Raw genomic sequence first — 23,587 nt, forward strand, 5'->3', positions numbered from 1 at the left:
TCAATTTTTTAGATGAAAAAGATAGTTCAAATTTTTTACAAATATCATTTAAATGTGTTAAAGTTTGTCTTTTTTCTGTCAATCTCTTATAATATACTTGTAAATAATAAATAATATTTAATGGAGGTAATATGAAAGTAAATAAAAAGTTATTGGCTGGCCTTTTATCTTTGTCAGTTTTATTAGAAGCCTGTGCAAACAATACAGAAAAGGGTACAAATAATACTGATACAAAACAAACTGAGGAAGATAAACAAAATGAAAAAATAAAAAAATAAAAGAAGAAAAAACCAATGAAACAAAGCCTACAGCTTTGAATGATGGTACATACAAGGCCTCTGCTCAAGGTTATGATAGAGATATTAATATAGAGCTTGAAATAGCTGATGGAAAAATTTCAGACGTATCTTTACTTGATAACCAGGAAACAGATGCAGTTATTGAAAGTGCTTTCCCTATTATTAAAGAAAGAATTGTAGAAGCAAACAGCCCTGATGTGGACTGTGTTTCTGCTGCTACATTTTCAACCTATGCCGTAAAGGAAGCCGTACTTGAAGCTATGAAGGAAGCAGGATTTGAAGGTGAAATAGAACTTACTAGATCCACAGGTTATGAAGAAGATCGAGAACTTGTAGAAGCTGAAGATAAGGAAACTGATTTATTAATCATAGGCGGTGGTCCATCAGGACTTGCAAGTGCTATTGATGCTAAGATTGAGGGCGTTGAAAATGTTACAATAATAGAGAAATTAGATATCCTATCAGGTAATGGTAAATTTGATATGAACTTTTTCGACCTTGCAAATTCAAAAGCTATGAAAGATGCTGGTAACGAAGTTACTAAAGAAGAATACAGAGAAAGATTTAGAGAAAAATCTTGGGATAGCGACGAAAGAGTTGATGCTATGACCGAAGGTGCTTTCGTACTTGATGAATGGCTTAGAGATAAGGGTATAGAGCTTGATTATAACTTTGGCTGGGAAAGTTCTATGAGCCACTTAAGAAATGAAAATGAATACGCATGCAACCATATTCAAACTAAGCTTGAAGAAAAAGCAAAAGACTTAGGAATAGAAATACTTACAGGTACTAAAGGTGTTGACCTAATCTTAGAAGATGATGGTGTAAAGGGTGCTAAGGTTGAGGATAAGACTAGCAAATATACAATTAAGTCTAAGGCTACTGTAATTGCCACAGGTGGGTTTTCTATGAACAAAGACCTGGTAGCAAAATATATACCTGGTGCAGAAGATATCCCATCATCTAACCAAATGGGTGTAACAGGTGACTTTATAACCATAGCTGAAAATAATGATATCAAGCTAGACCACATGGATAAACCTGTTATTTTCCATAAAATGCTAGATCCGAGACGTGACCTAACAGGTTTTTCTATGGATAATTTCATTTTTGTAAATGAAAATGGGGAAAGATTTATTGCAGAATCTGATAGTGGAATCGAATATGGACAAAAAATGATGGAAAATAGACCAGTTTATTTCATCTTTGATGAAAAGGCTAAAGACTCTTTCATGAGACCTAAGATGCAAGTAGAAAAAGGTTATATCAAAGAATATAATTCTGTTGAAGAACTGGCAGCAGATGGTATTGGCTGTTCCAAAGATACACTAATTCAAACCACGGAAGACTTTAATGCTGCTGTTAGGAGCGAAAAAGAAGATGCCTTTAGAGAAGAAGCCGCCAAAGATGAACTAGACTATGAGGGCAAATTATATTGCGTGAAAGTAACTCCATGCCTACACATGACTAAGGGTGGAATTGTCGCAAATAGTAAGGCCCAAGTCTTAAATACTTCTGACGAAGTTATACCAGGCCTTTTTGCAGCTGGAGAAGTTACAGACACATCTGGCGCCTACACTTCTTCTGTAATATTTGGTAGGATTTCAGGCCTAGAAGCTAGTAAATACATCAAAGAAAATAAGTAAACAAAATATTTTTTAGAAATCTAAAACCAGGGTCGATTTTAAAATCACCCTGGTTTTTATTTATAATATGTCATCCAATTCTTTTATAGAAGATATTTTTTTATAGGCCCCATCTCCTTCGGAGGATGAGCCATATCCATAGGCTGCAAAAATTGCTTTTTTTCCATTTTTAAGACCCGCTTCCATGTCTTCCCTGCGGTCGCCTATCATTATATAATCATCTTTAATTTCTTGTCTTAGAATCTTATTCTTATCGAGAAATTCATAATCTTCACCTATAAAATATTTGCTAAAAAACCTATCAAGACCAAACTTTTCCCTGGCAGCTTCCATGTAAACTCTCCTGCATTTTGAAAGTATGTAGAGGTCATATTTACCTTTTAGATATGAGAGAGTTTCGATAGCCCCATCATAAAGCTCACCAGCTTCCTTCATATACTTTATAATCCTATCGCCATTTTTTTCTATATATGGAGTTTTATCAGAATCATCTTTTAGAATTATATCCCAAACCTCTTTTGGTCCCATGCCTATAAAAGATTTAAAATCAAAATCATTTATATCAAAATTTAGTTCATCAAGGCTTTCTGTGATGGCTTTTTTATAAGCTATTTCTGTCTTGTGGATTGTCCCGTCAAAGTCAAAAACTAAAATCATAGTAGATCAACAAGGTTAGCCATTTCTATAGCAGAAATCGCAGCTTCTGCCCCCTTATTTCCAGACTTAACTCCTGCTCTTTGAACAGCTTGGTCAACATTATCTGTGGTTACAACCCCAAATATAACTGGTTTTTCGCTTTCTAGACCCACGTGGGCAACTCCCTTTGAAACTTCTGCACAAACATAGTCAAAGTGTGGGGTATCGCCACGAATAACAGCTCCAAGGCAGATAACCGCATCTACATCCTCTTTTTTGGCAAGCTTTTTTGCTGCAAGTGGGATTTCAAAAGCTCCCGGCACCCTTACTATAGAAATTTCTTCATCTTTGACCTCATGTCTTTTTAGGGTATCAAGGCAGCCTTCTAAAAGCCTATCTGTTATAAAGTGGTTAAATCTCGCAACAACTATTGCATATTTTTTATTATTTGAAACTAAATTTGCACTATACTCACGCATTTTTCTTCTCCTTAAATTCGTTTAATTTGTGTCCCATCCTATAAACTTTTGTTTTTAGATAATATTCATCTATTTCGTTTGATTTTATCTCAAGAGGTTCTCTCTCGCTCACTTCTATGCCGTATTTTTCAACTTGATCTACCTTGTCAGGATTATTGGTCATTAGTCTTACAGACTTCACTCCAAGTTTTTTTAGAATTTCTGCTGCAACCTTATAGTCTCTCATATCATCAGGAAAACCTAATTCTCTATTAGCATCAACTGTATCAAATCCATTTTCCTGAAGCTCATAGGCCTTAAGCTTGTTAAATAAACCAATTCCACGTCCTTCCTGACGCATATAAAGAAGCACTCCCGAACCATTTTTTTCTATAGCTCGAAGAGCCTTGTGGAGTTGGTTGCCACAGTCACATCTTTTTGACCCAAGCACATCTCCTGTTAGGCATTCTGAGTGGATTCTTGTTAGGATATTTTCTCCACTTATATCCCCCTTGGTTAGGGCAATATGCTCCTTGCCATCTTTTGGATCTACAAAACCAATAGCAGTAAATTCACCATAATCAGATGGAAGCTTTACAGGGTTTGTGATTTCAAGTTCAGACTTTTTGTTTTCTTTTATAAAATTTTGAATTTCTTCCACACTTGTCATTACAAGGCCAAGTTTGTCAGCAAGTTTTACTAAATCGTCACCTCGCATCATATGACCATCATCAGCCATTATTTCACAGCAAAGACCTATCTCTTTTTTGCCTGCAAGCTTCATCAGATCTACAGTCGCTTCTGTGTGGCCATCTCTTTCTACGACTCCACCTTTTTTTGCAATTAGTGGGAAAACATGGCCAGGCCTTCTAAAATCTTCTGGTTTAGAATTTGGATTTACGAGCTCTCTTACAGTCTCAGCTCTTTCGTAGGCTGAAATTCCAGTAGTTGTGTTCACATGGTCAACTGACACTGTAAAGGCTGTTTCGTGGTTATCTGTATTATTTACAACCATAAGAGGAATATCTAGATTTTGAGCAACTTCTTCGCTCATAGGTGTACAAATAAGGCCCCTACCGTATTTTGCCATGATATTTATCATCGCGCCTGTTACATTTTCTCCGGCGCAGATAAAGTCACCTTCATTTTCTCTTGATTCGTCATCAGTAACTATTATTAATTCGTTGTTTTTAATAGCTTCTATAGCTTTTTCTATATTTGTCATCCTAGTTAAGGCCTAAAAGTGAGCCCAAATCCTCCTTTTTATCATTTCTATATAATTTTTCTACAAAACGACCAATAATATCAGTTTCGATATTAACAGCATCGCCTATTTTTTTATACTTAAAATTGGTGTTGGCAATGGTTTCCGGAATGAGTGAGACTTCGAAGGTATCTGCACTTTCTGCTGACACCGTAAGGGAAATTCCGTCAAGGCAAACCGAACCCTTATTTACAATATATTTGCATATCTTCCTATCAGTTTTAAACCTATAGACATTTTTATTGATACCAATAAGTTTGACAACCCCATCCACATGGCCCTGGACAATATGGCCGTCAAGCCTATCTGAAAACCTCAAAGCCCTTTCAAGATTTACAAATTTGCCCAATAAACTTGAGTCAAACTTTGTCTTATCAAGACTTTCTTTCATAAGGTCTGCCTTATAATAATCTGGGCCAAATTCTTTGACCGTTAGGCAAACCCCGTCAGTCATTAAAGAATCCCCGATTTTTAAATCTTCTAATACACCCTTGCAGGTAATTTTAACTTCGACATGGTCAGACTTCTGTCTGAATTCTGCGACCTTTCCAAGTTCAGTTGATATTCCTGTAAACATTGTTCACCTCAACCATAATATCTTCGCCAAATCTTTCTAAATTTGCTATTTCAAATTTCTCTGCATCCTTAATTTCACTTACACCTTGTCCTAAAAATGCTGATCTCGAATCTTTTCCGCCAACAACAATCGGGGCAATAAATTCATAAATTTTATCTACCAAATTATTTTCTAAAAAACTTGTATTCACAAGGCTTCCTCCTTCTACAAGGACTGATGAAATATTCATCTGATAAAGTTTATCTAGCAAATCTTCTAGGTCAACTTGACCGTTTTTTTCTTTACAGAGGAGGATTTTTGCATTTACTTCCAAATCCTTATCTGAAGTAGTTGCAATAATAGTATCTTTATCAGAATCTAGCTTAAAAATTTCAAGATTTTCATCAAAGTCTAAGTCATTTGCTAAAATAATTCTAACAGGGTCCACACCTCCATCTAGCCTGCAATTTAATTTTGCATTATCCTTTATAAGAGTATTTTTCCCGATAAGAATTGCATCGTAGTCATTTCTTAGCTTGTGGACAAAATTTCTTGACTCTTCCCCACTAATCCATTTTGAATCATAGTCTTTTGTGGCTATTTTTCCATCAAGGCTCATGGCATACTTTAGACTTATCAAGGGTCTATGATATTTCATATTGAAGAAAAACTTCTCATTTAAAAGCCTTCCCTCTTCTTCAAGAACTCCCATAATAACCTCAATACCAGCATCTCTCATTTTTTGAATACTATCTACCTTTGGATTTGTATCAAGGTTTGAGATTACAACTTTTTTTACTCCTTGCCTGATCACTTCATCTACGCAAGGTGGATTTTTCCCAAAATGGGAACATGGTTCAAGGTTTACTACCATTGTAGCTCCACTTACATCAACTTTAGCATTTTTAAAGCAATTAACTTCTGCGTGGTCCTTGCCAAAACCGTGATGGTAGCCTTTTGAAATTATCTCTCCATCTTTAATTAAGATAGCACCCACCATTGGGTTTGTGAGAACCTTTCCCGCACCCTTTTCTGCTAAGGCAAAGCACTCTCTCATCAATTTTTCATAATTCAATCTATCACTTCCTTTTTGGGGACTAAAAAAAGTCCCCTTTCAGGGACTTGACTTCAAAGAAAATACATACAAAAATAGTACTATAACACTTCTTCCATCCAGACTTTAACTGTCGGTATCGGAATTTCACCGATTCGGCTTGCGCTCGCAGACTATAACTGCCGGTGGAGAATTACACTCCGCCCTGAAGATTTTATTACCTTATGATTCCATTATAATATAAGGTTTTCCTTTTGTCAAATCTTTCGCAAAAATCTTTATCAATATTGAATTTAACAATATTTACATATCTGTTATAATATAAATATGAGAAAATTAGATTATATTCCACGTACAAATTTAAAAATGATCCACGTTGAGGGCGCTTATTCTTTTGGAATCGACTCAATTTTGCTGGGAGATTTTGCAAAGATGAAGAAAAACAAAATTCTCCTCGATATTGGAGCAGGCAACGGAATTTTAGCAATGATGGCAAACGGCCTTTACGGTTTGGAAAAAGTCTATGCTGTAGAAATCCAAGAGGCCAAGACAAAAATCCTAAAAGAAAATTTAGACCTTAACGGTATTAAAAATATAGAAATAATAAACGAAGACTTAAACAAGATTGATTTTAAGGAAAACAGCCTAGATTATATCATAACCAATCCCCCTTACTACAAGATTGACCAAAATATAAAAAATAAGGACGAGGAATTCCTAATTTCAAGGCAGGAACTCTATTTAAACTTAGACGATATTTTTGCTTTTGCAAACAAAACCTTAAAGGATAAGGGAAAACTTTTTATGATTCATAAACCAGAACGCATGGTAGAAATTTTTAATAAGTGTGGAAATGTAAAAGCGAAAAGAATACAATTTGCATCTTCTACCTACGATACCAAACCCCAGTTTATCATAATAGAATTTGTAAAAAACGCAAAAGATGGGATAAAAATCGAAGACCCAATCATAATCTATAAGGACGGGAAATACACTGACCAGGTTAGGAAAATAAACGGAACCTACAAGGAGGACTAATGGATTACCAAATATATTTTGTGCCAACACCTATCGGCAACCTCGAAGACATGACAATAAGAGCAATAAATACCCTAAAGGCATGCGACCTAATTGCTTGTGAAGATACTAGAGAATCTAAAAAACTCTTAGACTTTTATGAAATATCTAAGCCACTTACTTCTTACCACAAATTTAATGAGCAAGCCAAAAGCGAAGAGCTAATTAAAAAAGCAAGCGAAGGAATAACAATAGGAGTAATAAGCGACCAGGGTATGCCTGGAATGTCTGATCCTGGTGAAATTTTAATCAAAAAATGCATTGAAAATAATATATCATACACAATCCTTCCTGGTCCAAGCTCAATACTCACAGCCCTAATCGGGTCCGGTCAGGATATGTCAGCTTTTACATTTTATGGATTTATCGGCAAAAAATCCAAGGAGAAAAGTGAATTATACGAAAAATTAAAAAATGAAGATAAAACTTCGATTATTTTTGACTCTGTCCACAACCTAGGAAAAACCATCGAAGACTTTAAAGAAATCTTTCCAGAAAGAAAGCTTACAATTGCTAGGGAACTAACAAAAAAATTCGAGGAATACAAAACCTACACAATCAAAGACATAGACCCAGAGCAAATCACATTCAAAGGTGAATTCGTCTTAATTTTAGAAGGTAAAAAAGAAGAAGAAACTGATGATATCTCAAGTTTTGATGGAAAAATAAGAGAAATGATTAAGGATGGCAAATCTACTAAAGAAATCGTAAAAAAAATTAAAAAAGAAAGTACTTTTTCAAAAAATGAAATTTATGAATATGTAATTAACTTTGATATGGACTAAACTATGAAAAGTTCAAAAAAATATTTATTTATAGGACTAGGCATGTTTTTAATCGCTATAGTTTTCATAAAATATGCCCTAGGTCATCCTGAAGCATATTTCCCTTTGCCAGTGGAATTTACTTATCTTATTTATATAGCCTATCTAGGATTTACAATTTATTTTATTATAAAAGGATTAAAAAGAAATAAATAAAAAAGTATAAACACATTTTCTAAAAATCCAGTGCATTTTGCATCAATAAAAAACCTCTTAACTTTATTAAATACCTGTTAAGAGGTTTTTGTTTACATTAACTTACCTTATAAATCTATCTTTATATATTTTCTTGCATTGTTATAGCAAATATCTTCCACAACCTTGCCTAAGAATTCTTCATCAGCTGGATATTCGCCGTTTTCTACTAATTCACCTATGAAGTTGCAGAGGATTCTTCTGAAATATTCGTGTCTTGGATAAGATAGGAATGATCTTGAGTCTGTTAGCATACCTATGAATTTCGCTAGGACTCCTACGCTTGAAAATACCTTTAATTGCTCAATCATGCCTTCCTTGTGGTCTAGGTGCCACCAAGCTGTTCCAAGTTGTATATTTTGCATATTATCAGGATTTGCCCTGTTAAATGATCCGCCTATAGTTGCTATTGGGAAGTGGTCTTTTGGATTTAATGGGAAAATAACTGTTCTTGGTAGTCCTTCATTTTCCTCAAAATCTGAAAGTAGGTTTGCAAGGTTTTCTGCATAACTTAAGTCGTTTTGGCTATCTCCACCTACGTCTGCTCCTAATTTTTCAAATAAGACCTTTGAGTTATTTCTTATTACTCCAACATGGATTTCCATCGCCCAATCAAGTTTTTTGTATTCTTTGGCTAGGAAAATAGTTAACTCTGTCTTGTATTTTTCTTCACATTCTAAGCAAACTTCCTTGCCTGATAATTTCTTTTGGACTATTTCGTTAAGTTCTTCTTCACTTGCCCTCTTGTATGGTATAAAAGCAAAGGCTTGGTCACTTGCCATACAGCCTAGTTCTTTAAAATATTCCATCCTTTTTACAAGGGCTTTTTTGATATCTGAATAATTTTTAATCTCAAATCCTACAGATCCAGAAAGTTTTTTAATATAATCTGCAAATCCGTCTTTTTCAATATATAAAGCATTATCTGGCCTATAGGCTGGCAATACTTTAACCTTAAAACTTTCATCTTCTGCTAGTAATTTATGATAAGAAAGATCTTCTGCAGGATCATTTGTAGTACAAACTGCAGCTACATTACTCATCTCGATTAGACCTCTTGGTCTAAATTCATCTTTGGCCAAAAGTTCATTACATTTCTCAAAAACTTCCTTTGCATTTTCCTTGTTTAACGGATAGTCTATTCCAAAGAAATTCTTAAGTTCCAAATGTGTCCAATGATAGATAGGATTTCCTATTAGGTTTGGAATCACTTCTGCGTATTTTTCAAACTTTTCAAAATCAGACGCATCACCTGTGATGTATTTTTCTTCTACACCACAAGCCCTCATCACCCTCCACTTATAGTGGTCTCCACCAAGCCAAGCCTCGGTAATTGATGGTATATTTTTATTCTCATAAATTTCCTTAGCCTCTAGGTGGCAGTGAAAATCAAATATAGGCATTTTTGCTGCATACTTATTGTAGAGCATTTGTCCAAATTCATTGTTAATCATAAAATTTTCATCAAGAAACTTCTTCATATTTACCTCCTAATGGTAATAAAATGCATTTTTTGTAATTATTGTTAAAAATATTGGCAAGGTACTCACCCTGCCAACATAATATTAAATTAATCCTGCTGCTTGTGGTAGGCCTAGTGAGATTGCTGGTACATAAGTTACTAGTAATAATCCTATTAGGATTAAAGCGTAGTACCTTAGCATGTATGGCATTACCTTGGCTAGAGTGGTATCCCCAATCTTGATTGCTACGAATAAGGTGTTACCTACTGGAGGTGTAATGTTTCCGATACATAGGTTGTAAACAATTATTAGACCAAATTGTACTGGATGGATACCAAATTCTTGAACAATCGGTAAGAATAATGGAGTAAATATTAATATTGCTGGTGTAACGTCCATGAAAGTTCCAGATATTAATAAAATTACGTTCATTATTAATAGGATGATTATTGGGTTTGTTGTTATTGATAATAAGCTTTCTCCTATCATTTGTGGGATTCCTGTGAAGGCCATTACCCATGATAAGATATTTGATACACCTATCAAAAATACAACGATAGCACTCATTTTAGCTGATTCTACTAAGATATTTATTATTTTTTTGAAATTTAGGTTTTTATATAGGAGTCCTAGGATTAAGGAATATACAACGGAAATAGCTGATCCTTCTGTTGCTGTAAATACTCCTGCTACAATACCACCGATTACTACTACAATTAGTCCCAAAGATGGTAGTGCTGCAAGTGTTGCTCTTCCTAGGTTTGACCAAGAAAACTTACCTTCAGTTCCCTTGTATCCCTTTTTCTTAGCTATTGCTACGGCAACTATTGTACAAGCTAGGGCCCAGATTAATCCTGGGATGTAGCCTGCTAAGAATAGTGCTGCTACAGATGTACCACCTGATACTAAAGAATAGGTAATAAGAGCATTTGATGGTGGAATTAGAAGACCTGCTGGTGCTGACGCTCCGTTTGTAGCAGCTGATAAACCTCGGTCATAACCTAGTTCATCTTCTCCTGACCTAACCATAGATCCAACTGCTGCTGCAGCTGCTGAAGCTGAGCCTGAAATTGCTCCAAAAAGTGCGTTTGCACCTACGTTTGTTACCAAAAGTGCGCCTGGTAATTTACCTAAAATCGCCATTACAAAGTCTACTAATCTCTTTGCAATTCCACCTTCATTCATGAAGTTTCCAGCCAAGATAAAAAATGGAATAGCTGTAAGAGTAAAGGAACTCATGCCGACGAAGGTTCTCTGAGCTGCTGTAAGTACAGCTACATTTAATGGAACAGTTGACATTATTGTCACTATTGATGCTATACCAATTGAAAAGGCAATTGGCACTCCTATTATCAATAGGGCTGCTAAAACTATTAATATTACTGCTAATGCTTGTCCACCCATTATTTACCTCCCATATTTATATCTAGGTCTTCATTTTCATATTTTGAAACTTCGCTAGCATCATTTGCCAATCTTTCAGAAATCTCTGATGCTGACTTAGCTTGGAAAAATTCAACCTTACCATCTAAGATGTCCTTGATATTAAGGATGCAGAAAATCATGTTGATTATTCCTGCTACTGGAAGAGGTATATAGAAAATTCCTATTGCAACTCCAAGTGAAGATGTCAATTGATTTAAAGCTAGATTTGTAATCCTGATTCCACCGTAAGTAAGAACAATTAGTGAGAATAAGAAGATCATTATTTCAGAGAATATACTAGCATTTTTTTGTGTTTTAACAGATTTTGTATCTATTAAAACAGGTATATTCATGTGGCCTCTTTCGCTAACAATAAGGCTTGCTCCAAAGAGAGTTGACCATGCAAACAAATATGATACCAACTCTTCGGACCATGTTGATGGGTTTGATAAGATGTATCTGGTAAATACTTGCCATACTACAAATAATAGCATGACTAAAAGAGTACCAGCTGTTAAAAATTTCATTAGATTTTCAAGGGCTTTTCTCATTTACTTGCCTCCTTAGCTGGGTATTTTTTGTTGTATTCTTGGATTTTCTCATAAACAGGTTTTAATTTTTCGTTTCTTGATAAAACTTCTTGGGTTAATGGTGCAACTGCATCAACAAAAGGTTTTTGATCAGGATATGAAAATTGAACTCCCATTTTCACTGCACCTTCTTTGGCATTTTCTACAGCCTTAGTCCACTCTTCTCTTTGAACCTTGTTTATAATCTTAAATCCTTCATCGAAGACTTTTCTATCTTCTCCAAGACCTTCTAACCATTCATAGTTAGCAAGGACAATATCTGGAATCATCTGGTGCATATCGTAAGAATAAAACTTACAAACTTCTCCGTGACCATTATCTGTTAAACTCATTTCATTATTTTCTGCCCCGTCAATGATATTTGATTGAAGGGCTGTATAAACTTCACCAAAGCCCATTGGAGATGCAGAACCGCCTAAAAGCTCCATCATCCTAACGTTGGTTGGTGATTGTTGGACTCTGATTTTTAGTCCCCTAAGGTCTTCTGGTTTTTCTATTGGCTTTTTAACAGTATAAAAAGAACGGCTTCCTGCATCAAGCCAGGTTACAGCTTCAAATCCACCATCTCTAGTAGATGTAAAAATAGGATCAGTTATTGACTTATCATCCATAACTGCGTGGTAGGCTTCACTTGAAGCAAAAAGGTATGGAAGGTTGAAAATTTCATAGAAATCGTCAAAGGTTTCAAGGATTGAGTTACTTGCAACAACCATATTTATAGCTCCAGTTTGTGTAAGCTGAACCATATCTGTTTGTGAACCTAGAAGTTCTGATGGGAATACTTGCACATCATACTTATCCCCGAGATTATCCTCTATATATTTTTCAAAAGCTAATAATCCTTTGTGGGTAGGGTGGTTTTGAGATTGGTTGTGGCCAATCCTGATAATTGTTTTGCCTGCATCAGGTCCTTTGTTGCCGCATGCTGTAAATATGCATATAGCAAAAAGTCCCAAGGCAATTTTCATAATTTTTTTAATCATAATTCCTCGATTCTGGTGTATATGGCTAATTATATTAGAAATTACACATACTTTTATAATTTAATATTAAAATAAAATTTTATTTACAAATATTTTTTATATGAAAACTTATAATTTTTGTTAATTCTTAAGGCAGGGCTGGCTTTAAAACCAAGCCCTACTCTTTAAGTTTTGTCTCAATTTATTTATTTGCCTTATCTATAGCTTCCCAAAGACCGTTTAGGTAAGCAACGCCTAGGGCTCTGTCGTATAGACCATATCCTGCCCTACCTTCTTCGCCCCAAATCATTCTGCCGTGGTCTGGTCTTAGATAACCATCAAAGCCACCTTCATAAAGAGCCTTCATGATTTCATACATATCTAAAGAACCACATTTTGATAAGTGAGCTGATTCATAGAATTGTTTTTCACCAGTAAACTTGATGTTTCTTACGTGCATTGCTCCAATTTTGCCTCTTTTAGCATAATCTTTAATTATTTCTGGCACATTATTTTCAACTCTTGATCCTAAAGATCCTGTACAAATGCAAAGTGTATTTGATGGAGAATCAACTAGGTTTACGATTTTTTCTAAGTCTTCTGGTGTAGAAGTAATTCTTGGAATATCAAATATTGGCCAAGCTGGATCATCTGGATGAACTGCCATCTTGATACCTACTTCTTCACAAGTTGGAATAATTGCCTCAAGGAAGTACTTATAATTTTCTCTTAATTTATCTTCATCAATGTCTTTATACTTATCTAGAACATCTTCAAGTTGAGCTAATCTTTCTGGTTCCCAGCCTGGAAGTTCAAAGTTTCCAGCCCCATCAAGGATTTCATTAACCATATCACGAGGTGATAGGCCTTCTACTTTTGCTTGGTCAAAGGCAAGTGTGTTTGAACCATCTGGAAGAACTTTATATAATTCTGTCTTTACCCAGTCAAAAACTGGCATGAAGTTATAAATTACAGTCTTTACCCCACATGCAGCAACATTTCTAAGAGATTGTTTATAATTTTCAATGTATTTATCCCTAGTAGGAAGACCCATTTTAATATCTTCGTGAACATTAATTGATTCAATTATTTCACATTCTAGTCCTACAGCATGGCATTTATCAACATATTCTTGAAATACATCTTTTTCCCAAACTTCTCCTGCTTCCCACTCGTTCATCATTACCATTACACCAGTCACACCTGGAATCTGTGCAATGTACTCAAGTGAAATTGGGTCGTTGTTTCCATAGTGTCTAAAAGTCATTTTCATAAGCTTATCTCTCCTTTTCTATCCTAGATATTTTTTAAGTGTAGCTCTTACACTTCCTGGACCAGCTGATAATTCTTCGAAGTAATCAGTAACAATTTTATCAAGACCAACTTCTTCCAAATCAAGACCAAATATTTCTTTATTTCTTAAAATATCTTTCAAACCTTCTGTTACTTTGAAGTTTCCAAGAGTGATTCCATCAAGACTTTCTTTTAGATAGTCCATCAAAGGATCACTTGAAAGTTCAAACGCTTCTCCCTCATCATTTACACCTAATAGGTATCTTAAGTAACCTGCTAGGGCTAATGGTATGAATTTAAGGTCTTCTACCTTAAGGTCCTTATCTTTTATATACCCCTTAATGGTTTGGCCAAATCTTACAGAAATCTTCTGAGATGTATCAGTTGCAATCCTTTGTGGTGTATCAGGCATAAATTTATTTGGGAATCTCACATTGATAACTTCATCAATAAAGTCTTTTGGATTTATAATACCAGGATCTACTACTACCTTTAATCCCTCGTCATAACCGATTTTCTTGATTAATTTAACTAAATCTTCATCTTGCATTTCTTCTGCAATTGTTGTATGACCTAAAACGCAGCCATAAGTTGCTAAAACTGTGTGCAAAGGATTTAGACAGGTTGTTACCTTCATTGTCTCAACCTTATTTACAGTATCCCTATCAGTTAGGAAAACACCTGCTTTTGTGAAATCTGGTCTACCATTTTTGAAATCATCTTCAATTACTAAATATTCAGACTCTTCACTATTTACAAATGGTGCTGTGTAGGTATTTTTTGAGGTAACTACAATATCCATATCTTCAAAACCAAGATCTTCTACATATTTTTTAACTTCGCTAGCTGGTCTTGGAGTGATTTTATCAATCATTGTTAGTGGGAAAGAAACTTTTTCTTCTAGGTATTTGATGAAATCATCATTTACTTTCCCATTTTCATTCCATTTCTTAGCTATTAGCATAATTGAAGCTTTTACTTTATCACCATTTTCTGAGCAGTTATCAAGGCTTAGAAGTGTGAGTGGTTTTTCATTCTTATTAAATCTCTTAAAAAGTAAATTAGTAACTATACTCATAAGATGTTTGCTATCTTCAGGATCATTTTCTAAATCAGCCTTAACAACATCCATTAACTCACCATTCGGAGCATAAAGATTGTAACCTTTTTCAGTAATTGTAAAGGATGCTATTTGAAGATTATCATTTAAAAATATTTCTGTAATTCTGTCAAGGTCCTTTAAGGTTAGACTTTCTGCTAAGTTAGCAATCAAGTTAGTATCAAAGTTACCATCTTTATGAAGAGTCACAGATAAGCAAAGGTTGTCGAATGGTGTATAGGTCTTTTCAATAATTTCTGTATCGAAAGTTTCAACAACAGAAATCCCCCTATCAAAATGTCCCTCATTAACCAAGTCTTGACCAATTCTTGCAATATAGGCTCTAAAAATATTTCCAGATCCAAAAGCCAACCACTTAGGGTCTCTTATAGAATCTTCCCTTAATTGTTTGACATCATAGGATACCTTTTTGTCAACCTTTTCATTTGCCTTAGATAAATTTTCTAAATTTAATTTCATACACAATCCTTTCTTTTACTTATTGTTCTCATCCCATTTATAACTTCAAGTATCTTTATAATAGAATCCATTACCAAGATATTTTCATAACTTTACTACCCCGAATAAATCAATCTTAACCAAGAATTTAAAATAAAATATAAAGTTTTTATAATATATTAATTTATATTTGTAAGCGGTTACATTTTACTGAAAAATTTTTATAGGGCTATTTGCCCTATATTTTTTCACCAAATAATTTAGTGAAAATATAAAAAACTACAAGTAAAGTAGTTAGTAAAGTTAGTGACAAATATCTTCGTTAACGTTTTCTCATTAAAATTATATAATATATATTCAACATAGTCAATGATTGTTAAAATTATAACCCTGATTATTTGTTTATAGTTTATTAAATTGGATAAATTATAGTAAGAAAAAAGAACTATTATTGCAAAGTATTATGAATTAAATAAAATACTAAGTTAAAATCCGAAAAATTTATATAAATATTTTTATAATTACTTATTAAAATATAAGAAAGTTTGCCTGGCTTTAATTATAAAATTAGCTTTTAATCATTTTCAAAATCCATAAAAAAACCACCCACATTGTGGATGGTTAAATTATTATTTTCTTTTTCTGTTTTTTCTTTTAGCAGCGTCGATTTTCTTTTTCTTTATAACGCTTGGTTTTTCGTAGTGTTCTCTTCTTCTATATTCAGAAAGTACACCGGATCTTGCGCATTGTCTTTTGAATCTTTTAATCGCACTGTCAATTGATTCGTTTTCTCCAACTCTGATTTCTGTCATCTCTATCCCCCCTCTCGTATATGCACAGTCTAGACTCAAATCAGCCTGGTGGCCATTGTAGGCTTCTGTCGCCAAGAACATGGAAATGCATATGAGGCACAGTTTGTCCTCCGTCTTCTCCAATGTTGTTGACAATCCTATATCCAGAATCAGCTATGCCCTTATCATGGGCTATCTTTCTGATTGCCAAAAATATCTTGCCTATCAATTCACTATCAGCCTCATCGAGAGTTTCTAAACTTTGGATGTGCTTTTTTGGTATAACAAGAAAATGGATAGGTGCTTGTGGATCTAAATCGTCAAATGCAATTAACTCTTCATCTTCGTAGATTATCTTAGATGGGATTTGTCCATCTACAATCTTACAAAATACACAATCCATACTTCACCCCCATTAATATATATGTTACCACAATTATTTTTAAGAGTAAAGTATTTTTACCTTATTTCTCCAATTAATTCATCATTTTCTATACCAGTGATGATTACATCATAGATTTCATTGCTTGGAATTGTTTCATCTTTCACATTTACCCTTAGATAATTTGTTGAATATCCTGATTTAACCCCATCCATATCAGATTTTTCTTCAAATAAAACTGATAATGTCTTTCCAATTTGCTTTTCTAAAAATTCTTCCCTATTAGTTTTCTCTATAGCTTCTAAATCTTTTAAGCGTTCTTTTTTGATATTTCCATTAACCTGGTCTTTCATGCTAGCCGCTTTTGTCCCATCTCTTTTTGAATATTTAAATAAATGAGTTTTGGCAAATTTAATTTCTTTTACAAAGTCCATTGTTTCTTTGTGATTTTCGTCAGTTTCTCCAGGAAAACCTACAATAATATCTGTTGTAAGTCCAGCGTTTGGAAAGACTTCTCTAATTAGGTCAGTTTTTTCTTTAAATATGGCTGTATCGTATTTCCTATTCATAGCCTTTAGGACATCATCTGATCCTGATTGGAGGGATAGGTGGAAGTGGTCACAGGCCTTCTCAGTAGCCTTCATCCTTTCGAGGAAATCTTTAGTTATATGTCTTGGTTCCATTGAAGAAAGTCGAATTCTTTCTATACCTTCTACCTTGGCCACATTTTCAATTACATCTATTAGGCTACTCCCGTCCTTAATGTCCTTGCCGTAGCTTGCAACGTGGATGCCTGTGAGTACTATTTCTTTAAAGCCATTTTGAGCTAATCTTTCAGCTTCTTTAACAATAGAATCCATAGGACGGCTTACAACATTGCCCCTTGCGTAAGGAATTAGGCAGTATGAGCAATACATATTACACCCGTCTTGGATTTTCATATAGGCCCTGGTCATTTCTGTTTGGTTTGAAATTTGTAGGTCTTCAAAGGTTTTTTCCTCAGAAACAGAGATTACTTGATCAATAGCTTCCTTGTTTTGAAGCATATCCTCACAAAGATCTACCACTTCTTCCTTATTTCTTGAACCTAAAATTATATCCACGCCTTCAATTTTCGCTACATCTTCTGGTTTTACTTGGGAATAACAACCCATTACAGCTATAATGGCATCTGGATTATCTTTTCTAGCCCTTGAAATCATCTGACGGCTCTTTCTATCAGACATATTTGTAACTGTGCAGGTATTTATAACATAGACACTTGCGTTTTTTTCATCTCTTTCAAAGCCCCTTGACTCAAAAATTTCCTCAACGGCCTCTGACTCGTACTGGTTTACCTTGCAGCCTAGGGTTAGTATGTTAAATGTTTTTTTCATTCAAAAAAGTCCTTTACTTTATCAAAAAATGACTTGTTTTCCTTAACTTCATCCCCACTTGCCTCAGCGTAGGCCTTTAGGGCTTCTTTTTGTTCTTTGGAAAGCTTAGTTGGAGTTATGACTTTTACGTAAAAATAAAGATTACCAGTAATTCCCTTTCTCTTATCTTCAATTCCTTCATTTTTGATGGTAAATCTTTCCCCGGTTTGAGTTCCTGCTGGGATTTCAAATTCTACTGGTTTTCTAAGTGTTGCCACATTTATCTTGCCACCTAGTGCTGCTGTTGGAAAACTAATTGGCATCTCATAATAAATATCAAGTCCATCTCTCTTAAAGATTTCATGGTCAGATACTCTAAGGATTACATATAAATCACCAAAAGGACCTCCATTTTCCCCAACATGACCCTTGCCAGAAAGTCTGATGACGTTTTTATCTTCAACTCCTGATGGAATATCAATTTTAATTTTTTCAGACTTATATTCCTTGCCTGAACCATGGCAATTTTTGCATGGCTTATTAATAATTTCACCAGTTCCATGACATTTAGAACAGGTTACAGTCCTAGACATGGTTCCAAAAGGTGTTCTTGATACTTCATTAACCACACCTTGGCCATGGCAATCCGGACAGGTATGGCTTTCTGATCCTTCCTCAGCCTTAGAACCATGACAAACATGGCATTCTACCTCTCGTCTAACTTGGATTTCCTTTTCTGTACCAAAGGCAGCTTCTTGGAAAGTTAGGTTTACAACCTGCTGGATGTCTGCACCCTTTACTGGTCTTTTTGCATTATTTTGATAACCTTGATTAAATATATCTCCAAATAAATCACCAAAAATATCACCAAAGCCACCAAAACCACCACCAAAGCCGCCATTAAAACCTGCGCCTCCGTTTTCAAAGGCTGCTGCTCCATAGGTATCGTATTTTTGTTTCTTTTCTGGATCTGAAAGAATTTCATAGGATAAGGTTGCTTCCTTAAATTTTTGCTCAGCTTCCTTATCATCTGGGTTTAGGTCTGGATGGTATTTTTTGGCAAGTTTCCTATATTCTCTTTTTATTTCATCAGTTGAGGCGTTTTTACCAACGCCCAGCACTTCATATGGATCTCTCATTTTTCCTCCAATCACTAAAAAAAGCTATTTCACTAGGAAATAGCTCCTTTTATCAATTGTTTTTATTATACTAGCTATAGTAAATCTTTCAAAAGATTATTCTTCGTCTTCGTCGATTACTTCATAGTCAGCATCAACAACGTCTTCGTTTTTTCCGCTAGCCTCGCCTTGGCTTGCTTCATTTGCCTTATACATTTTTTCGCTTACCTTGTAGATTTCGTTTGTTAATTCTTCAGATAGGCTCTTGATTTTGTCAATATCGTTGGCTTTAATTGCTTCTTCAAGTTCTTTAGCCTTAGCTTCGATATTTTCCTTATCAGCACCTTCAAGTTTAGCGTCTTCTACAGTTTTTCTTGCTTGGTAAACTAGGTTTTCTGCGTTGTTTTTAGCGTCTATGTCTTCTTTTTTCTTCTTATCTTCTTCTGCAAATTTCTCTGCTTCTTTGATTTTCTTATCAATTTCTTCTTCGGATAAGTTAGATGAAGATGTGATTGTAATCTTTTGTTCCTTGCCAGAACCTTGGTCCTTAGCTGTTACATTTACAATACCGTTAGCATCTATATCAAAAGTTACTTCGATTTGTGGCACACCACGTCTAGCTGCAGGGATACCTGTAAGTTGGAACCTACCTAGAGTAGTATTGTCTGCTGCCATTTCACGTTCACCTTGAACTACGTGGATGTCTACTTCTGTTTGTCCATCAGCTGCAGTTGTAAAGATTTGTGATTTTTTAGTTGGGATAGTTGTATTTCTTTCGATTAGTTTTGTAGCAACTCCACCAAGAGTTTCAATACCAAGTGATAGAGGTGTTACATCTAGTAATAATAGGTCTTTAACTTCACCTGTTAAAACACCACCTTGGATAGCTGCACCGATTGCAACTGATTCATCTGGGTTGATATCTTTTTGTGGTTCTTTGCCGATTATTTTCTTAACTAATTCTTGAACAGCTGGTACCCTTGTAGAACCACCTACTAAAAGAACCTTGTCAATGTCAGATGCTGATAGACCTGCGTCGTGAAGAGCATCTTCTACTGGTTTTCTAGTTTTTTCTACTAGGTCATGAGTTAATTCATCAAATTTTGCTCTAGATAGGTTGATGTCTAAGTGGACAGGTTGACCATCTACTGCTGTGATGAATGGTAGGTTTACATTTGTTGTTAGGGTTGAAGATAATTCTTTCTTAGCTTTTTCAGCTGCATCTTTAAGTCTTTGCATAGCTGTTAAATCTTTTGTAAGATCAACGCCTGATTCTTTCTTAAATTCTGCTGCAAGATAATCTACAACTGCATTATCAAAGTCATCTCCACCTAATTTGTTGTTACCTCTTGTAGATAATACTTCAAATACTCCGTCACCTACTTCTAGGATTGAAACATCGAATGTACCACCACCAAGGTCGTAAACCATAATCTTTGATTGGTCAGTTTCCTTATCCATACCATATGCAAGAGCAGCTGCGGTTGGTTCGTTTATAATTCTGTCAACTTTAAGACCTGCGATTTGTCCAGCATCTTTTGTAGCTTGTCTTTGAGCGTCTGTAAAGTATGCAGGTACTGTAATTACTGCATTTGTTACTGTATCATTTAGATAAGCCTCTGCGTCTGCCTTCAATTTTTGAAGGATCATTGCAGATATTTCTTCTGGTGTATATTGTTTGCCATCAATTTCAGGGCTTTTCCAGTCGTGGCCCATCTCTCTTTTAACTGATGCTATTGTTCTATGTGGGTTGGTGATTGCTTGTCTTTTAGCTGTTTCACCTACAAGTCTTTCTCCGTCTTTTGAGAAAGCTACTACTGATGGAGTAGTTCTATTACCTTCGCTATTTGGGATAATGGTTGGTGTACCACCTTCCATAACAGCTACTGCTGAGTTTGTTGTACCTAAGTCAATTCCTATAATTTTTGCCATAATTTTTCCTCCTACTTGCTTACCTTAACCATAGCTGGTCTAAGGATTCTGCCGTTTAATGTATATCCTTTTTGGAATGTTTCTATAATATAATCTTCTTTAACAGTGTCACTTTCTTCTGTCATAACTGCATGGTGAAGATTGTGATCAAATTTTTCGCCGTCTGATGGAATTTCTTCTAGACCTTCGTTATTAAGAGTTTTTAGGAGTTCATCTCTTGTCATTATAACTCCCTTTACAAATGGGTCTTCTGGGTCCTTATCTTTAAGAGCCCTATCGAAATTATCAAGAACTGGCAATAATTTTTCTATCAAAGAGCTTGATGCAAACTTCTTAAAATCTGCCTTGGCCTTTTCTTCCCTTTGCTTGTAATTTGCAAAGTCAGCCATTAGTCTTTGGTATTTTTCTATATATTCGTTATTTCCTGAAGCATCTTTTTCATCATCAACTATTTCTGCGTCAATTATTTCTTCATCAAGGTCTGCTTCTATTTCGTCTTCTATATCTTTTATATCTCTGGCTTCTTCGTCGAGATTTTCGTCTTTTTTGATATCGTCTGCCAAATCATTCACCTTCCTCTTATTGATTTAATAAATCTGAAACTAGTTTAATACTCTCGATTACTTCCTTATAATTTATCCTAGTTAGACCTACCACACCGATTGTACCAATGGTGTTTTCATCTACCTTGAAATATGAAGTTATGATTGTATTTTCTTTTAACTGGTCGATTTCGTTTTCTTCTCCGATAGTGATGACAAGGCTTTTATCATTTTTATCAGTTAGAAAATCTGTAATAATATCTGGACTTTCAAAGAGATTGATAAATTCCTTAGCCTTTACTATATCATCAAATTCTTTGAATCTGAATATATTACCCAAACCCTCTATCTTGATTTCTTTTTTCGAATCTTTGTCAGATTCGTTTTTCATCTTAGTTTGGATTATATCGAGTAAATACTTATAATTGAGGTTTAACTTTTCTTCAATTTTCCTAATCTTATCAGACAAGTCTAAAATGTTTGACCCGATTAACTCTCTTTGCAAGAGCCTGTTTAAAAATTCTAGGTCTTCGTCTTCTGGACTATAATTTAACCTAATCAAGTCATTTACTATCAAGCCATTATCATAAACTACTATCAAAAGCAAGGAAGATTCGCTTACCCTTAGCATTTCGATATTAGCAATTGATTTGATTTGATTTTTGTAAGTAACTGATACTGCTGTTAGATTTGTAATTCCTGCCAAAATCTTTGTAGCGGAACTTACTATATCCGTAGCATTGTGGTATCTCTTATCTAGTGAATCTTTCAAACTAGTATAGTCTGGTCTTGGTCTTTCATTTATCAGACCATTTTCAAGTAAATAGTCTACAAAAAACCTATAACCCTTGTCTGATGGGAGTCTACCGCTTGAAGTGTGGGCCTTTTTCAAGAGACCTTTTTTCTCAAGATCACTCATGTCGTTTCTAATTGTGGCAGCTGATACATCAAAAGAATAATCATCCGCCAAAGACTTAGAACCGACAGGCTCTCCTCCCAAGATATAAGAATTTATGATAGTGAAAAGTATCTGCATTCTTCTATCTTTCAAAGTCTTTCACTCCTTTTTAGCACTCTTTACTTCCGACTGCTAATAATAATATACTTAGTTAGGATTAATTGTCAAGTAAATTAAAATCAAATATTAAATTATTTTAAGTTTTTCTTTTATTCTAACAGAAAAAGTGGCATTTCAGCCACTTTTATAAGATTTCTATTTATATTTATAGAAGCCTTGACCAGATTCTATACCAATATGTCCCTTATCAGCCATTTCTTTTAGCTTAATCATCGCCTTACCAATAGGTGTTGATGGGTCTTTTGATGCTGGGTTGTTGCTTAAAATATTAATTACAGTAGTTAGGCCTACTAAGTCAATTATCTCAAATGGACCCTTTGGTGAACCTGTACCGATTTTCCAGTCCATATCAATATCAACTGGGTCTGCTACATCATTTCCGTAGAGTGTTAGGCCTGCACCTAATACTGGAACAAGAATTGAGTTTAAGATATAGCCTGGTTGTTCTTTTTTAAGGATGGCTGGGTACATGCCAATTGATCTTGCGAATTCAACAACTTCTTTCATTACTGCATCATCGGTCTTATCGTGTTTCATAACCTCAGCTAGGTTTTGTCTGTGGATATTATTTGCGAAGTGAAGGCTTAAGAATTTTTCTTCCCTGCCAGTATATTCCCTAAACATAGATGGAAGTAGGGTTGATGAGTTGGTTACAAGGATTGCTTCTTCTTTTAAGAATGGAGCAATTTTCTCGTAGAAATCTTTCTTTTGGTCAACTACTTCTGCTATTGCTTCTATAACAAGGTCAGCATGACCAAAACCTTCTTCTAAGTCTGTTGCGTATATAAAACTCTTATAGACTTTTTCGTTAACTTCTTTTAGTTCAGCTATTCTTTCTTCTGTAATTTCTTCTTTAGAAGCAAAAAATGATCTTGGGTAGTTTGGGTTTTTCTCACCAATGTAAGAAGGAGCTACTTCTAATTCTTGACTATATATTTGATGTAGACGGTCCACTCTTGGTTTGATTCTTTCGATTGAATCATCACGTCTGCCCCAAATTGTTACGTCATATCCATGAAAGGCTGCTGCATAGGCAATTTGTGCACCCAAAACACCACCGCCAGCTATTGTTACTTTTTGTATTGTCAT

General features: G+C 34.8%; 23 protein-coding genes and 1 riboswitch. Of the genes, 4 read left to right on the top strand and 19 right to left on the bottom strand.

The window, feature by feature from the left end:
• Positions 1-131 precede the first annotated feature (131 nt).
• Both AC1EJ5_RS03600 and AC1EJ5_RS03605 read left to right on the top strand, forming a co-directional pair.
• Positions 132-278: a hypothetical protein gene (locus AC1EJ5_RS03600; RefSeq protein WP_479814583.1), complete on the top strand. Its 147-nt coding sequence runs from the start codon at positions 132-134 to the stop codon at positions 276-278.
• A gap of 35 nt (positions 279-313) precedes the next feature.
• The gene (locus tag AC1EJ5_RS03605; RefSeq protein ID WP_479814585.1) at positions 314-1,945 is read left to right on the top strand and encodes an FAD-binding protein; all 1,632 of its coding nucleotides are present in this window, start codon (positions 314-316) and stop codon (positions 1,943-1,945) included.
• A 60-nt stretch (positions 1,946-2,005) separates the two neighbouring features.
• Here AC1EJ5_RS03605 and AC1EJ5_RS03610 read toward each other — a convergent pair whose 3' ends face one another.
• Genes AC1EJ5_RS03610 through ribD form a run of 5 tightly spaced genes read right to left on the bottom strand, consistent with a single transcriptional unit; the run spans position 2,006 to position 5,934 of the window.
• The gene (locus AC1EJ5_RS03610; RefSeq protein ID WP_479814587.1) at positions 2,006-2,602 is read right to left on the bottom strand and encodes an HAD family hydrolase; all 597 of its coding nucleotides are present in this window, start codon (positions 2,600-2,602) and stop codon (positions 2,006-2,008) included.
• On the bottom strand, positions 2,599-3,060 hold the full coding sequence (gene ribH, locus AC1EJ5_RS03615; RefSeq protein WP_223420157.1) for a 6,7-dimethyl-8-ribityllumazine synthase: 462 nt from the start codon (positions 3,058-3,060) through the stop codon (positions 2,599-2,601). The genes AC1EJ5_RS03610 and ribH overlap by 4 nt, the downstream gene beginning before the upstream one ends.
• Positions 3,053-4,264 carry a GTP cyclohydrolase II gene (gene ribA, locus AC1EJ5_RS03620; RefSeq protein ID WP_311486342.1) on the bottom strand — a complete coding sequence of 404 codons (1,212 nt, stop codon included), beginning with the start codon at positions 4,262-4,264 and terminating at the stop codon, positions 3,053-3,055. Before ribA ends, ribH begins: the two co-directional genes overlap by 8 nt.
• Before the next feature lies 1 nt (position 4,265).
• A complete protein-coding gene (locus AC1EJ5_RS03625) occupies positions 4,266-4,880 on the bottom strand; it encodes a riboflavin synthase (RefSeq protein ID WP_348937144.1) in 615 nt (204 codons plus the stop codon).
• Positions 4,858-5,934, bottom strand: a complete 1,077-nt coding sequence (gene ribD / locus AC1EJ5_RS03630) for a bifunctional diaminohydroxyphosphoribosylaminopyrimidine deaminase/5-amino-6-(5-phosphoribosylamino)uracil reductase RibD (RefSeq protein WP_308749373.1) — start codon at positions 5,932-5,934, stop codon at positions 4,858-4,860. Before ribD ends, AC1EJ5_RS03625 begins: the two co-directional genes overlap by 23 nt.
• 82 nt (positions 5,935-6,016) lie before the next feature.
• A riboswitch (FMN riboswitch) is annotated at positions 6,017-6,130 on the bottom strand.
• Positions 6,131-6,240: 110 nt separating this feature from the next.
• Here ribD and AC1EJ5_RS03635 point away from each other — a divergent pair.
• Entirely contained in the window at positions 6,241-6,951 is a 711-nt protein-coding gene (locus tag AC1EJ5_RS03635; protein ID WP_479814589.1) for a tRNA1(Val) (adenine(37)-N6)-methyltransferase, read from the top strand.
• The gene (rsmI, locus tag AC1EJ5_RS03640; protein ID WP_479814591.1) at positions 6,951-7,775 is read left to right on the top strand and encodes a 16S rRNA (cytidine(1402)-2'-O)-methyltransferase; all 825 of its coding nucleotides are present in this window, start codon (positions 6,951-6,953) and stop codon (positions 7,773-7,775) included. The genes AC1EJ5_RS03635 and rsmI overlap by 1 nt, the downstream gene beginning before the upstream one ends.
• A gap of 302 nt (positions 7,776-8,077) precedes the next feature.
• On the opposite strand, the gene uxaC is transcribed toward rsmI, so the two are convergent.
• The 14 genes from uxaC to AC1EJ5_RS03710 form a co-directional block, all read right to left on the bottom strand.
• Positions 8,078-9,490, bottom strand: a complete 1,413-nt coding sequence (gene uxaC, locus AC1EJ5_RS03645; RefSeq protein WP_479814593.1) for a glucuronate isomerase — start codon at positions 9,488-9,490, stop codon at positions 8,078-8,080.
• A gap of 84 nt (positions 9,491-9,574) precedes the next feature.
• Positions 9,575-10,876: a TRAP transporter large permease gene (locus AC1EJ5_RS03650; protein WP_308749378.1), complete on the bottom strand. Its 1,302-nt coding sequence runs from the start codon at positions 10,874-10,876 to the stop codon at positions 9,575-9,577.
• Positions 10,876-11,448: a TRAP transporter small permease gene (locus AC1EJ5_RS03655; RefSeq protein WP_479814595.1), complete on the bottom strand. Its 573-nt coding sequence runs from the start codon at positions 11,446-11,448 to the stop codon at positions 10,876-10,878. Before AC1EJ5_RS03655 ends, AC1EJ5_RS03650 begins: the two co-directional genes overlap by 1 nt.
• Entirely contained in the window at positions 11,445-12,470 is a 1,026-nt protein-coding gene (locus AC1EJ5_RS03660; protein WP_479814597.1) for a TRAP transporter substrate-binding protein, read from the bottom strand. The genes AC1EJ5_RS03655 and AC1EJ5_RS03660 overlap by 4 nt, the downstream gene beginning before the upstream one ends.
• A 181-nt stretch (positions 12,471-12,651) precedes the next feature.
• A complete protein-coding gene (gene uxuA, locus AC1EJ5_RS03665) occupies positions 12,652-13,722 on the bottom strand; it encodes a mannonate dehydratase (protein ID WP_479814599.1) in 1,071 nt (356 codons plus the stop codon).
• An 18-nt stretch (positions 13,723-13,740) separates the two neighbouring features.
• Complete coding sequence (locus AC1EJ5_RS03670; protein WP_479814600.1) at positions 13,741-15,321, bottom strand: mannitol dehydrogenase family protein; 1,581 nt, start codon at positions 15,319-15,321, stop codon at positions 13,741-13,743.
• A 608-nt stretch (positions 15,322-15,929) separates the two neighbouring features.
• Positions 15,930-16,112: a 30S ribosomal protein S21 gene (gene rpsU, locus AC1EJ5_RS03675; protein WP_209771563.1), complete on the bottom strand. Its 183-nt coding sequence runs from the start codon at positions 16,110-16,112 to the stop codon at positions 15,930-15,932.
• 40 nt (positions 16,113-16,152) lie between these two features.
• On the bottom strand, positions 16,153-16,494 hold the full coding sequence (locus AC1EJ5_RS03680; protein ID WP_223420144.1) for a histidine triad nucleotide-binding protein: 342 nt from the start codon (positions 16,492-16,494) through the stop codon (positions 16,153-16,155).
• A gap of 56 nt (positions 16,495-16,550) precedes the next feature.
• Complete coding sequence (mtaB, locus tag AC1EJ5_RS03685) at positions 16,551-17,849, bottom strand: tRNA (N(6)-L-threonylcarbamoyladenosine(37)-C(2))-methylthiotransferase MtaB (RefSeq protein ID WP_479814602.1); 1,299 nt, start codon at positions 17,847-17,849, stop codon at positions 16,551-16,553.
• Positions 17,846-18,967: a molecular chaperone DnaJ gene (gene dnaJ / locus AC1EJ5_RS03690; RefSeq protein WP_479814604.1), complete on the bottom strand. Its 1,122-nt coding sequence runs from the start codon at positions 18,965-18,967 to the stop codon at positions 17,846-17,848. Before dnaJ ends, mtaB begins: the two co-directional genes overlap by 4 nt.
• Positions 18,968-19,063: 96 nt before the next feature.
• Positions 19,064-20,878, bottom strand: a complete 1,815-nt coding sequence (gene dnaK / locus AC1EJ5_RS03695; protein WP_479814606.1) for a molecular chaperone DnaK — start codon at positions 20,876-20,878, stop codon at positions 19,064-19,066.
• An 11-nt stretch (positions 20,879-20,889) separates the two neighbouring features.
• Complete coding sequence (gene grpE, locus AC1EJ5_RS03700) at positions 20,890-21,441, bottom strand: nucleotide exchange factor GrpE (protein WP_479814608.1); 552 nt, start codon at positions 21,439-21,441, stop codon at positions 20,890-20,892.
• Between the two features lie 16 nt (positions 21,442-21,457).
• On the bottom strand, positions 21,458-22,471 hold the full coding sequence (hrcA, locus tag AC1EJ5_RS03705) for a heat-inducible transcriptional repressor HrcA (RefSeq protein ID WP_308749658.1): 1,014 nt from the start codon (positions 22,469-22,471) through the stop codon (positions 21,458-21,460).
• 162 nt (positions 22,472-22,633) lie between these two features.
• Positions 22,634-23,587 carry a 3-hydroxyacyl-CoA dehydrogenase gene (locus AC1EJ5_RS03710; protein WP_479814610.1) on the bottom strand — a complete coding sequence of 318 codons (954 nt, stop codon included), beginning with the start codon at positions 23,585-23,587 and terminating at the stop codon, positions 22,634-22,636.

This window comes from Anaerococcus sp. C0059F3 (assembly GCF_056590475.1).

Bases quoted from the DNA above. Each gene is read 5' to 3' on its own strand.
- AC1EJ5_RS03610 (WP_479814587.1), bottom strand. From the start codon at position 2,602: ATGATTTTAGTTTTTGACTTTGACGGGACAATCCACAAGACAGAAATA.
- mtaB (WP_479814602.1), bottom strand. From the start codon at position 17,849: ATGAAAAAAACATTTAACATACTAACCCTAGGCTGCAAGGTAAACCAG.
- dnaK (WP_479814606.1), bottom strand. From the start codon at position 20,878: ATGGCAAAAATTATAGGAATTGACTTAGGTACAACAAACTCAGCAGTA.
- AC1EJ5_RS03635 (WP_479814589.1), top strand. From the start codon at position 6,241: ATGAGAAAATTAGATTATATTCCACGTACAAATTTAAAAATGATCCAC.
- ribH (WP_223420157.1), bottom strand. From the start codon at position 3,060: ATGCGTGAGTATAGTGCAAATTTAGTTTCAAATAATAAAAAATATGCA.
- ribA (WP_311486342.1), bottom strand. From the start codon at position 4,264: ATGACAAATATAGAAAAAGCTATAGAAGCTATTAAAAACAACGAATTA.
- AC1EJ5_RS03660 (WP_479814597.1), bottom strand. From the start codon at position 12,470: ATGATTAAAAAAATTATGAAAATTGCCTTGGGACTTTTTGCTATATGC.
- AC1EJ5_RS03655 (WP_479814595.1), bottom strand. From the start codon at position 11,448: ATGAGAAAAGCCCTTGAAAATCTAATGAAATTTTTAACAGCTGGTACT.
- AC1EJ5_RS03600 (WP_479814583.1), top strand. From the start codon at position 132: ATGAAAGTAAATAAAAAGTTATTGGCTGGCCTTTTATCTTTGTCAGTT.
- dnaJ (WP_479814604.1), bottom strand. From the start codon at position 18,967: ATGAGAGATCCATATGAAGTGCTGGGCGTTGGTAAAAACGCCTCAACT.
- uxuA (WP_479814599.1), bottom strand. From the start codon at position 13,722: ATGAAAATGACTTTTAGACACTATGGAAACAACGACCCAATTTCACTT.
- AC1EJ5_RS03625 (WP_348937144.1), bottom strand. From the start codon at position 4,880: ATGTTTACAGGAATATCAACTGAACTTGGAAAGGTCGCAGAATTCAGA.
- AC1EJ5_RS03710 (WP_479814610.1), bottom strand. From the start codon at position 23,587: ATGACAATACAAAAAGTAACAATAGCTGGCGGTGGTGTTTTGGGTGCA.
- rsmI (WP_479814591.1), top strand. From the start codon at position 6,951: ATGGATTACCAAATATATTTTGTGCCAACACCTATCGGCAACCTCGAA.
- uxaC (WP_479814593.1), bottom strand. From the start codon at position 9,490: ATGAAGAAGTTTCTTGATGAAAATTTTATGATTAACAATGAATTTGGA.
- AC1EJ5_RS03650 (WP_308749378.1), bottom strand. From the start codon at position 10,876: ATGGGTGGACAAGCATTAGCAGTAATATTAATAGTTTTAGCAGCCCTA.
- rpsU (WP_209771563.1), bottom strand. From the start codon at position 16,112: ATGACAGAAATCAGAGTTGGAGAAAACGAATCAATTGACAGTGCGATT.
- AC1EJ5_RS03670 (WP_479814600.1), bottom strand. From the start codon at position 15,321: ATGAAATTAAATTTAGAAAATTTATCTAAGGCAAATGAAAAGGTTGAC.
- AC1EJ5_RS03680 (WP_223420144.1), bottom strand. From the start codon at position 16,494: ATGGATTGTGTATTTTGTAAGATTGTAGATGGACAAATCCCATCTAAG.